Consider the following 11,420-nt stretch of genomic DNA (forward strand, 5'->3'; position numbering starts at 1 on the left):
GGCCGGCCAGGCGGCCGGCCCCGTGACTCAGGCAGCCACCGGTGGCGGCAGGTTGGCCACCAGGCGGATCGACGCGGTGAGTTCCTCGAGCTGGAAGTGCGGCCGCAGGAACACGGTGGCGCGATACACGCCGGGCTTGCCGGCCACCTCGGTGACGTCCACGCGGGCTTCGCGCAGCGGGTACTGCGCCTTGATTTCCTGTGGCGCGTTGTCGTTGATCAGCACGTAGTCGGCGATCCAGTTGTTGAGGTAGGTCTGCACGTTGTCGCGGCTCATGAAGCTGCCCACCTTGTCGCGCATGATCACCTTCAGGTAGTGCGCGAAGCGCGAGGCCGCCAGCACGTACGGCAGCATGGCCGAGAGGCGCGCGTTGGCGTTGGCCTCGTTGGTGTTGTAGACCTTGGGCTTGTTGGTGGTCTGGCCGCCGAAGAACACTGCGAGGTCGGTGTTCTTCTTGTGGCACAGGGCGATGAAGCCCAGGTCGTTGAGTTCCTTCTCGCGACGGTCGGTGATCGCAACCTCGGTCGGGCACTTGAGCGACAGGTCGCCGGCGTGGGTGCGGAAGGTATGCGCGGGCAGCCCCTCCACCGCGCCACCGCCTTCGGCCCCGCGTATGGCGGCACACCAGCCGTACTTGGCAAAGGCCTCGGTGATGCGTTGCGCGAGTACCCAGGCGGCATTGCCCCAGAGGTATTTGGAGTGGTCGGTGCCGTCGACTTTCTCGACGAAGTTCATGCCTTCCACCGGCTGGGTATCCGGGCCATACGGCAGGCGCAGGAGGAAGCGCGGCAGCGCCAGGGTGACGTAGCGCGAATCCTCGCTCTCGCGGAACGAGCGCCACTTGATCAGCTCCAGGCTCTCGAACACCTTGCTCAGGTCGCGCGGCACGGCCAGTTCGGTGAAGCTGCCCATGTCGAACAGGCGCGGACTGGCGGCGGCGATGAACGGGGCGTGTGCTGCGGCGGCGACGTTGGAGAGCTTCTCCAGCAGGGCGATATCCTGCGGGTGGCGGCCAAAGTCATAGTCACCCAGCAACAGGCTGAAGGGATGGCCGCCGAAGGTGCCGTATTCCTCTTCGTAGATTTTCTTGAACAGTGTGCTCTGGTCGAATTCGACGGCCTTCTCCAGGTCGTTCTGCAGCTCCTGCTGGCTGACGTTGAGCAGGCGCAGCTTCAGTCGCGTGCCCGTCTCGGTGTTCTGCACCAGTTGGTGCAGGCCGCGCCAGGACGCCTCGAGCTTCTGCAGTTCGGGATGGTGGAGAATTTCGTTGAGCTGCGCGCTGATCAGCTCGTCGATACGGCTGATGCGGTCGTTGATCATCGCCACGGTGTCCTTGCTGACGGTCATGCCTTCGTCGAGGACCTGGGTGGCGAACTCCGCGAGCATGTCGCGGGCGTATTCCTGCTGGCTGTCGTCATGGGCCATGCGGCCCTCGGCGATGATGCGGTCGAGCAGGTCGAGTGTCTGGGTGCTGCCTTCGGCGCCTTGCGCCGCAGCGGAGCTGGTGTTGGCCATTGCGTTGCTCTCCTGGGCGGGGTCAGGCTTGCGGGTCGGCAGGTGCTTCGTCGTCGGCGGCGTCGCTGGCGTCGTTGGCGGCACCGGCGTCGGCGGTCACCGGGTGGGTGGCGCGGATTTCCTGCAGGCCTTCGGTGTTGCTCACCACGTCCTGCAGCAACTGATCGAGTTCGTCGTTGCCGTCGAGCTTGGTGAGCAGGTCGCGCAGGCGCTGGCGGGCTTCGAACAGACGGCGCAGCGGGACGACCTGGTTGACGATGCTGACCGGGTCGAAATCGTCGATGTGCTTGAAGTTGAGCTCTACGTTGAGGCGGCTGCCGTCGTTGCTCAGGGTGTTGTCCACCTGCAGCGCCGCACGGGGGGCGGTGGAGGCGAGCACGGCGTTGAAGTTGTCGCGGTCGACTTCGGTGAAGCGGCGTTCGCCGAGCTTGGGCAGCGGGTTGGCCGGCTTGCCGGAGAGGTCGGCGAGGATGCCGACGACCAGTGGCAATTCCTTCTTCTCGATGGCGTTGCCGATCTCGACGTCGTAGGTGATCTGGACCCGGGGAGGACGTACCCGGTCGAGCTTGTGCTGTGTGCTCTCTGCCATGCTGGCGGACTCCGCTGCAAATGAAACGGGCACGCCGCAGCGGGGTCGCTATCGTCGCGCTCCTTCGCTGAATCGCACACGACAGGCAAGGGGATGAATCGGGCCTGTCCTTGGCGATCCCATCTGGCGCTCGTCAGTCGACGAGCTACCCAAGCACGCTAGATCAGGTTTATAAAAACGCAAACCGGAAAAATTTTTCCGACAGTCATTTCACAAGGATGTTTCATGAAGTCGACGAAAGCCTGCCTGTGTGTTGTGCTGATGGTGGTTCTGGGTGGTTGTTCCTGGCTGGGCCCGAAGGTCGAAGTGGACCGCCTGACCCTGGACGTGGCGAGCAAGGCCAATGGCGATGCGCCGATTGCAGTGGACTTCATCGCGGTAAGCGACGCCGACCTGCTCAAGCTGCTGTCCTCGATGACCGCCAAACAGTGGTTCAGCGATCGCGAACAGTATCGCCGCGACTACCAGCAGCAATTGAGCGTGTGGAGCCTGGAACTGGTGCCCGGGCAGTTCATGGAGGCCAGGGATTTCCCGCTGGCGGGCAAGTCGGCGGCTGGACTTTTGGTCTTTGCTGGCTATAACACTCCCGGCGCCCATCGCATGCGACTGGAGCAGCAGCCGGATATCTGGTTGCGCTTCGACAGCCGGGAGATGCGCCTGCTCCGTGCCGACGCGCACTGAGCCAACGCCTGCGGGCGGACCCGTGACAACCTGGATCGTCGTAGGGGGAGTAGTGTGAAAGTTCTGCCTGACGCGGTGTGCTGGCACGAAGGGATGCAACTGCTTCCCCAGCATTTTCAGCTCCAGGGGTTGCGCGGGGAAGTCCTCGCCGCGCGCCTGGCCCATGCTGCCAACCCCTGGTTCTGGGGCCTGGAACATCTGGAGCTGGACCCCTCGGCATTGAGCGGCGGGGTCGTTCGCCTGCTCGCCCTCGAGGCGATCCTCCCCGACGGCCTGCCGGTCAGCCTGGCGGCCGGCGAAACCCTGGCCTTCGATGTGCAGGCAGCCGTCGCCGAGGCGGCCGATGCCAGCGTCATGCTGTTCCTCGCCGTTACCCCGTTGGGCCGCGCCGGCCAGGTGCTGCCACTGCGCGGACGCCTGCAGTCGGCCAATGCCCTGGCGGTGCCGGACCTGGCCAGTGGCGAGAACCCCGAGTCCATCGTGGTCTGGCGCCCGGCGTTGCGCCTGGTGACCGAGGCGCAGCGGACCGACTCGGTGTGTTTGCCGCTGTTGCGCGTGGGCAAGCAGGCGGGGGGCTTCGTCTGCCAGCCCTACGTGGCGCCGACACCACGGATCGCGCCCAGCTCCGTGCTCGGGCAAGCACTGGTGTCGCTGTGTGCGAGGGCTCGGGAGAAGTGCGTGTTTCTCGCTGGCCGCCTGCGTCAGGCGCAGCAGGCGGAGAACAACGACGACAGCCAGGAGATTCGCCGCCAGTTGGCGGCACTGTGGGCGCGCCTGCCCGAGCTGGAAGCCGCCCTCTACAGCGGCAGCGCGAGCCCGGCGCACCTGCACGGCCTGCTGTGCGGCATGGCGGGCAGCTGGAGTGCGCTCGACCCGCTGGGCGGCGTGCCAGCATTTCCCGCGTTCGACTTCAACGAATTGCTGCGCACCTTTGCGCCGCTGATCGAGTGGCTGGACGTCACCCTGGCGCGGGTGCGCGCGGGCTACCGCAGTCTTCCCTTCGAGCGTCATGGCAATGACTTCATGCTGCTCCTGCCGGACCTGCAAGCGTTCAGCCAGCGCCTGGTCATCGGCTTGCGCATGCCGCCCGGATACGGTGAAGGGCACGCGCAGGAGTGGCTGTCCGGCTGCATCGTCGGTTCTGAAGGCAGCCTGGCGACCCTGGGCCGACAGCGCATGTCCGGCCTGGAGCACCAGCCGATGAGCCGCGCCGAGCAGATCGGTTACAGCGTCGGCGAGGACACCCATCTGTTCGTCGTGCACGCCGACGGGGACTGGTTCGATCCAGCCCAGCGGCTGTGTCTGAGAGCGCCACTGCAGTCGGTCGGCACTGGCCCCTGGCAGGTGGTCCTGTTCATCGTGGACGGCGCCGGCGGCGCCTGAGGCAGGAAGCGAGATGTCCGAAGGGAGTTCGGCGATTTATCCCGCGACGTTCGGCGAGGCCCCCTTGAGCCGTGCCTTCCAGCTCGCCTGGGTGGAGTGGCGGCAGCACTGGGAAGCGCTGCGGGAGTCTTCCGGAGATGAACAGGCGATCAGCGAGAAGGTCGCGGACGAGGCCCAGGTCGTGGTTCGTCGCTTGTGGCGTAGCGCCTTCGCCCAGGTAGGGGACGCCGCGGGCGAGCAGGTCAAGGCGATGGTCTATGCGTTCGTTGCGCTGCTCGACGAGAACCTGCTGTTCGAGCCCTGGGCCGGGCAGCCGCTGTGGCAGGAGCACCCGCTGGAGGCGCGCCTGTACGCCTCGCGCAATGCCGGAGAACGGGTGCCGCAGGCGATCCATCGATTGCTGGATACCCGCGCTCCGGGGACTCGCGACCTGGCCAACGTCTACCTGCAGTGCCTGCTGCTGGGGTTCCATGGGCGCCTGCGGGGGCCGAAGGGCGAGGCGCTGCACGAGAAATGGCGGCAGGCTCTGTTCGCCCATGCCTGGCAGCGTGATGCCGACAACCAGGGCCTGCTGGAAACGCTGGCTCGGCCGACGAGCGCGGCAGCGATCCACCTGCCCCTGCGACGCGCCTTGCCCGACGGTTTTCGGCTGTTGCTGGCAATCGCCGCCGGCTTGCTGCTGCTGGTGCTGATCGGGCACTGGTTGTGGAGCGACGTACAGGGGGCGCTGGCGCCCGTGCTGGACCTCGCCAGCGCCGGCTTCCTGCCGAGGCACAGCGTGTGAGCGGCTGGCTGGTTCTTGCGCTGGTACTGCTCCTGCTGGCGCTGCTCGCAGTTGGACTCTTCCTCTGGTGGCGTAGCAAGGGTGGCGAGGCGGTGCGCGCGTTCTACCTGACCGTCCGGCAGATGGAGCAGGACCAGGATGTCGTCGATCGCTACGAAGTGCCGTGGTTCCTGCTGCTGGGTGATCCGTTACTGGGCGAACGCTTCGGCCTCGACTGGGGGCTGACCGCCGCGGGGCGCCCGGCGTGGTTCGGCCGCTGGTGGGCCGACCAGGACGGCGCCGTGCTGGCGGTGCCACCGTCGCTGTTCCTCGCGGAGGAGGGGGCGGCCACCTCGCCACGGGCCTGGCGCCGCCTGCTCAGCCTGTTGTTGCGGCTGCGCCCGCGACGCCCGCTGGATGGCGTGGTGTGGGTGCTGCCCGTGCAGCGGCTGCTCGACCCTGCCAGCCTGGCCCAGGAAAACCTGCAACTGCGCCGTCGATTCAACGACCTGCTGCAGCGCCTTGGGCTGAGTCTGCCGGTGTACGTGGTGGTCACCGGTCTGGAAGAGCTGGAAGGGTTTGCCGAACTGCGCGCGCAATTGCCGGAGGACGCCCGCGAACGGCCGCTGGGCTGGTCGTCTGCCGTACAGATCGACGCCGCGTGGCAGGACGATCACCTCGAACGCGGCTTCGAGCAGGTGCTGCAGGCGTTGCAGGCGTCGATCCTCGAAGCGGGTGTGCTCAAGGGACAACTGAGTGACGCCCTGTATCGTTTCCCCATCGCGCTGGCGAGCTTGCGTGATGGATTGCGCCAACGGCTGGGGCCGGTTTTCCAGGGCAACGCCCTGGGCGAAGCGCCGCGGCTGCGCGGCCTGTATTTCAGTGGCGCTTGTCGAAATGCCGATAGCGACCCATGGAGCATTTCCGCACTCGAAGCGGCCCCGGCACAACAGGTTTTCACCCGTGGGCTCTGGCAATCGCGCCTGCTCGCCGAGCGTGGGCTGGCCCAGGCCGTATCGCGCATCCTGCGCTTGCGACAGCGCTCGCAGCGCGTCATGGGCGCGGTGGCCGGCGTGGTTGGCGTGGTCTGGTTGCTGGGCATGCTCTGGGTCTGGCACGTCGACTCGAAGGAAGCGCAAGTGCTCGGGCAGCGCATCCAGGCGATGCAGCGTGAGCACGGCGATACTGCGCAAGGCGGCGAGCCGTCGAGCGACATGGCACGCCGTCGCCTGCAGGCCTACTGGTCGCTGCTGCAGGGTTCCTCGCGCTGGCATTTCTCTTCCCTGGTATACCCCAGCTCCTGGTTCTCCGATTTCGACAGCCGAATGGATGCCTTGCTCCGCGACCTGGCGCGGCGCGAAGTGCTGCTACCCCTGCAGCAGTCGCAGGTGGCCGACCTGGCGCGGCTGAAGGCGATCCGCAGCACCGAGCGCCGCGCCAATGTGCAGAGTGACAGCCCCGAGCAATGGCCCAATTTCGTTGCTGCCCGCGACCTGGCCACCGGCGTACTGGCATTCGAACAGCGCAATCGCTGGTACACCGAGTTGCGCGCGGGCACCGCAAAAAATGCCCTGGAGAGCCTCGCCAAACTCGGCAGCGAGGCTTACGGGTTGAGCCTGGATCCGGCCGGCCTGCGCGATGCCGGCTATCTGGAAGCGGTTCTCGGCGAAGGCATTCCCGGCGCGCCGGTGGCTGTGGACCCGGGGCCAAAGGACGGCCCGCTGGCACGCAACTTCCGTGAGTTGATGGGGTTGTGGCTGGACCAGTTCTTCCTCGCCGACAACTTCGTTCGCCCGGCGGGTTTCCTGCGTCTGCATCTCAACGAACTCAAGGCACGCCAGGGCAATCGCCTGGAGGAACTGGAGGAAACCGGCGCCCTGGTCGATGCCCTGCGCAACATGGTCGAGCTGACCAACGCTGCCTGGAGCCACGGCAACGCCCAGGAAATCGTGCCGGGCTACCGCGCTCTGCTCGATGACGCGCGGCAGAGCTACCTGCTCGGCCCGGCGGTCGAATCTGCCGTGGTGAGCCAGGCGAACAAACTGCAGCGCGCCTTCCATGATCAGTGGATCGCCGCCGCTGGTTCGCGGGACAACCTGCTGCAATTGCAGCCTGGCGGCACGCTGATGCTGCAGGACCACGTGGTGGCGCTGGGCAGTGCAATCGACTCGCTGTTGCGCCAGGACTTCGCCGGCACCGCACTGCGCCAGCAGGACTCGGTCAGCGACCCGCGCGGGCTGGGCTCCCTGGACGCCCACGCGCTCAACACGGCACTGGCCTACTACGACAGTTACCGCAAGTACCGCGAGCAGGAGCAGGCGAGAGTACCCGCGGAGTACCGTGATGCCCTCGCCGAGAGTGCCGCCGCGGCGGCCGCGAGCGCCATGTGGGCCAGCCTCACCGAGTCGGCGGCGCCGAGCGTGGCGTCTTCCGCGAGCGCATTCGACGTGCCGCTGGCGCCGGCAGAGCAACTGCGCGAGGCCTTTGACGCCTTGCAGCGCAAGGACCTGGCCAGCGCGCTGGATGCGCACCTGACGCGCAGCGCCCTGGCCGATGTCGACCAGGCACTGGCCACGATCAATGCGCTGCCGCTGTTCCGCGTGCGCAACGAGGTCTCCGCCTGGGATGGCTCGCGTAACTTCGGCCTGCAATTGTATCGCTCGGCAGATACCCAGGATCTCAAGCGCACCCTGAACCAGCAGTTCGAGACCATGCTCGCCCAGAGCGAAACCCATGCCCCGGCGCTGGCCTGGCTGCGCGGCCGGAGCAACCTGGGGTTCGCCGACCAGGACAAGGTGCGACGCTTCTCCGACCTGAATGACGAGCTGACCAAGTACAAGGCCCAGAACCCGACCAGCTCGCCGATGTTGCTCGACCAGTTGCTCAGCCGCGATTTCATCGAGATGGATGCGAGCTCCTGCGCCGGCATTCTGAAGACCTCGACGCTGGTACTCGGCCAGGGCGATCTCGCACGCTTTACCCGCAGCCTGCATGATCAGGCGCAGCAGCGCTGCCTGGAACTGCAGCAGAAGGATGCTGCGGCGGCCTGGGCGGCCATTGCCGACTACTTCGACCAGTACCTGGCCAATCGCTTCCCCTTCGCCTACAGCCTGCAGGCCGAGGATGCCGACCCCGCGCGGGTGCAGCATTTTGTCGAACTGCTCGACCAGCACCTGCAGCGGGCGCAGGCCGGCCTGCAGGTGAGCCAGTCGGCGGACCGGGTGGCGGCGGCGGACTTCCTCGCCCGCCTGCAACTGGCGAAAGCCTGGCTCGGCCCGCTGTTCGTGCGGGACAAGGGTGGCGCGCAAGGCGTTGACCTGGATGTGCGCTGGCGCACCGACCGTGAAGCGGAGCGTGGCGCGGACCAGGTCATCGTCTGGAACCTGTATGCCGCAGACCGCCAACTGAGTTTCCCCGGCACCGACGGCCAGCGCCTGCACTGGAGCGTCGGGGAACCGGTGAAACTCATGCTGCGTTGGGCCAAGGACAGCCCGCAGCGACCGGACATCGATCCACAGCAGTCGAGCATGGCCGTGGCCGACCTCGAAGCGGGCTGGGAATACGATGGTCCCTGGGCGCTGCTGCGGCTGCTGCGCTCGCACGTCACGCTGCAGCGCCAACCCAGTACCGACTACACCGATTTTCCGCTGGCGCTGCAGGTGCCGGTGCGAGTGCCCAACGGTCGCGCGCCGGATGCCCGATTGTTTGTCCGCGTGTCACTGATGACGCAGGACGCCAAGCAACCGCTGTCGATCCAGCCGCTCCCCGTCCGTGCGCCACGCACGCCGTTCAGTGGCGTCGGTATCGCCACCTTCGCCGGCACCCAGGAGTCGCCATGATCACGGACGAGGCCTACCAGGCCCTGCTGCAAGCCTTTCCCGGTGACGAAATCTGCGGCGCATCGATGCGCCACGATCCGATGCTGGATCGCTTGCGAGAGCTGCGCCGGGAAGATGATCTCAGTCTTCCTGCCGGGGTCTGGCAGGCCGAACCCAAGCGTGCCGACTGGCGGGCCGTCGAGGTACTGGCGCAGGACGTGCTGGCTCTGCGCAGCAAGGACCTGATGGTCGCCGCTTATCTGGGCGAAGCCTGGATTCTCCTCGATGGTGCCGCTGGGCTGGCGACGGCGCTGCGGCTGCTGGCCGACCTTGGTGAGTCGTTCGCCGAGCGGCTCCATCCGCAGGCGGCGGATGGTGACCTGGCCTGGCAGGCGGCTCCGCTGGTGTGGGTCTCCAGGCGCTATGTCGAGCTTCTGGCAACGCGCCTGCCGTTGTCACCGGCGTGGCCCGAGCTGACTCTATCGGCCTGGAATGGTTTGCAGCGCAAGCAGGTGCTGGCCAGCGAGAACAAGGCCGACAAAGCCCTGGCCGAAGCCGCGCGGCTGGAGCAGAAGCGCCTGGATGAGTCCATCCGCAGTGGCACAGGGGCAGGTTGGGGCGCCACGCTTGCGCAGTTCCAGTCGGCGCTGCTGCATCTGCAGCGGCTGCAGGCATGGTGCGAGCGGCAACTGCAAGACGAAGCGCCGAGCCTGCAGCCTCTGGCGTCCTCCATCCAAAGCATCGTCAGCATCCTCCAGGGGTTCCGCAACATGGCACCGCAAGAGCAGGAAACCATAGCGCCAGTGAACCCCGAGCCAGTCGTCGATGCCGCAGCCAGCGCGGCGCCTGCGCAGCCGGTGAATGCCGAGAATGTGCTCCGTGACCGCGAGCAGGCCTACCGCCAGCTCGCCGCCATCGCTGACTTCCTTGCGCGCACCGAACCTCACAGCCCGGTGCCCTATGTCATCCGCCGTGCCGTGGAGTGGGGCGGCATGCCGTTGAGTGCCCTGCTCGACGAACTGGTCAACGCCGATGCGGAAGCGCGCCGGGTGTGGGTCATGCTCGGCGTGCTGCGCTGAGGCGTGAGGGGCAGGGGGAGCACGCAGCCTGGCGAATGAAAGCGCGACGAGATGCTTCGAGATCGTTTGTCAGTCGAGATGCCACGCCCCGGTGACTCGCCCTCGGGATTACCCCATACCCTCAAGCGGCTGCGATCCGGCCGCCAGAAGGTTCCGCAGCGAGGCCGCCAGCAAAGCGCGACAGTCGTGTCGGGCGAGATGGGCGAAGCCGCAAAGAACAGCTCCCCGTAGCTCAGGTAACGAAGGTTGTCGGCCATGCCGTAGCGGTTTCCCGCGCCGCGCTCGAGGACGTTGCCTGAGTTCAAACTCGGAAGCGTCACGCAGCTGCATGGCTCCCTGCGCTTCCTGAGCCGAATATGCCGGCCTCGCTTCAATGCGCTCCGGTTCTCTGCTGACAGGCCTCGCTACGAAGGGGGACACTGTCGACCTGAATGTGTCTGTTGGGCGCCAGGTCAGTGCGTTTCTGGCCGGACGATTCCTTCACCGCTGGTTTTCCTTTATGGCTGCCGTCATCGCCATGATGGGCACCGGCAGGGGAGGAAGACCGCCACAGGTGTAACCTGAGCAAATCCGGCTAGGTGCGCCCACTGCGGATTGGGTGATTCTGTCGCCGACCGCATAACCAGGAGCTTCCACTCGGTGCCCGATATTCCGACTGCCTACGCCAAACGCTTCGATGCCGTGCTTGCTTACATCGATGGTCATCTCGAGGGTGATCTTTCGGTGAACGCACTGAGCGAGGTGGCGCATTTCTCGGCGTTTCACTTCCATCGGCAATTCACCGCCTACGTGGGCGTGCCGGTTGCGCGTTATGTGCAGCTGATGCGCCTGCGGAGCGCGGCTCATCGCCTGGCGTCGAGTGCGGAATATTCGGTACTGGATGCCTCGCTCGACGCCGGCTTTGAAAGTCCCGAGGCATTCGCCCGGGCCTTTCGACGGGACTTCGGCATGGCGCCCAGTGCCTTCCGGCAGCAGCCGAACTGGCAGACCTGGCATGCGGTTTTCGCCATTCCCCATTTTTCCAGGAGCATCACCATGCAGGTACGTATTGTCGATTTCGCTGAAGTCCGGGTCGCCGCCCTTGAACACTGCGGGCCCCCCGCACTGCTCGACGAGAGCGTGCGCCAGTTCATCCAGTGGCGTATGGGCAGCGGGCAGTCGCCCGTAGACGCGAGCCGCACCTTCGGCATTCCCTACGGCAACCCCGACACAACACCAGCGCAAGAGTTTCGCTTCGACATCTGCGGCGAGATCGGCGAAGCCGTGGCGCCAAATGATTACGGCGTCCGCGAACTGGTCATTCCCGGCGGTCGCTGTGTGGTCGTTCGCCACGTCGGCTCACCCGATCACATCGGAGAGAGCATTTATCCGATCTATCGCGACTGGCTGCCCGGCAGCAACGAAGAACTCCGTGACCACCCGCTGTTCTTCCACTACCTGAGCGCCTTTCCTGAGACGCCGCTGGAAGAGTGGCAGACGGATATCTACATCCCGCTGCAATAGAACGCTCGCGCACCTTGCCGTCGTCGCTATTCGCGACGGCGGCACTTTCTGCTGCCCGGTCGTGCTGGTGACAAGCGTCGGCTAACGAC

General features: G+C 66.2%; 8 protein-coding genes. 6 read left to right on the forward strand and 2 right to left on the reverse strand.

The window, feature by feature from the left end:
* Window positions 1-27 precede the first annotated feature (27 nt).
* Both tssC and tssB read right to left on the reverse strand, forming a co-directional pair.
* Window positions 28-1,515, reverse strand: a complete 1,488-nt coding sequence (gene tssC, locus N5C91_RS29245) for a type VI secretion system contractile sheath large subunit (RefSeq protein ID WP_236200113.1) — start codon at window positions 1,513-1,515, stop codon at window positions 28-30.
* A 22-nt stretch (window positions 1,516-1,537) separates the two neighbouring features.
* Window positions 1,538-2,104, reverse strand: a complete 567-nt coding sequence (gene tssB / locus N5C91_RS29250; RefSeq protein ID WP_279833865.1) for a type VI secretion system contractile sheath small subunit — start codon at window positions 2,102-2,104, stop codon at window positions 1,538-1,540.
* 225 nt (window positions 2,105-2,329) lie between these two features.
* Here tssB and N5C91_RS29255 point away from each other — a divergent pair, with 225 nt between their 5' ends.
* The 6 genes from N5C91_RS29255 to N5C91_RS29280 all read left to right on the forward strand — a co-directional run bounded on the left by N5C91_RS29255 (window position 2,330) and on the right by N5C91_RS29280 (window position 11,331).
* A complete protein-coding gene (locus N5C91_RS29255; RefSeq protein WP_236173530.1) occupies window positions 2,330-2,785 on the forward strand; it encodes a type VI secretion protein in 456 nt (151 codons plus the stop codon).
* Between the two features lie 54 nt (window positions 2,786-2,839).
* Window positions 2,840-4,168: a type VI secretion system baseplate subunit TssK gene (tssK, locus tag N5C91_RS29260; protein WP_279833869.1), complete on the forward strand. Its 1,329-nt coding sequence runs from the start codon at window positions 2,840-2,842 to the stop codon at window positions 4,166-4,168.
* Window positions 4,169-4,181: 13 nt separating this feature from the next.
* Window positions 4,182-4,952 (forward strand): DotU/TssL family secretion system protein, encoded by a 771-nt coding sequence (locus N5C91_RS29265; protein WP_279833870.1) that lies wholly within the window; start codon window positions 4,182-4,184, stop codon window positions 4,950-4,952.
* A complete protein-coding gene (locus N5C91_RS29270) occupies window positions 4,949-8,770 on the forward strand; it encodes a type VI secretion protein IcmF/TssM N-terminal domain-containing protein (RefSeq protein ID WP_279833871.1) in 3,822 nt (1,273 codons plus the stop codon). Before N5C91_RS29265 ends, N5C91_RS29270 begins: the two co-directional genes overlap by 4 nt.
* Window positions 8,767-9,828 carry a type VI secretion system protein TssA gene (gene tssA, locus N5C91_RS29275; protein ID WP_236173526.1) on the forward strand — a complete coding sequence of 354 codons (1,062 nt, stop codon included), beginning with the start codon at window positions 8,767-8,769 and terminating at the stop codon, window positions 9,826-9,828. Before N5C91_RS29270 ends, tssA begins: the two co-directional genes overlap by 4 nt.
* Before the next feature lie 639 nt (window positions 9,829-10,467).
* The gene (locus N5C91_RS29280; RefSeq protein WP_279833873.1) at window positions 10,468-11,331 is read left to right on the forward strand and encodes an AraC family transcriptional regulator; all 864 of its coding nucleotides are present in this window, start codon (window positions 10,468-10,470) and stop codon (window positions 11,329-11,331) included.
* Window positions 11,332-11,420: the final 89 nt, after the last annotated feature.

The organism is Pseudomonas sp. GD03903, from assembly GCF_029840045.1.
GTDB classification, from domain to species: domain Bacteria; phylum Pseudomonadota; class Gammaproteobacteria; order Pseudomonadales; family Pseudomonadaceae; genus Pseudomonas; species Pseudomonas pseudonitroreducens.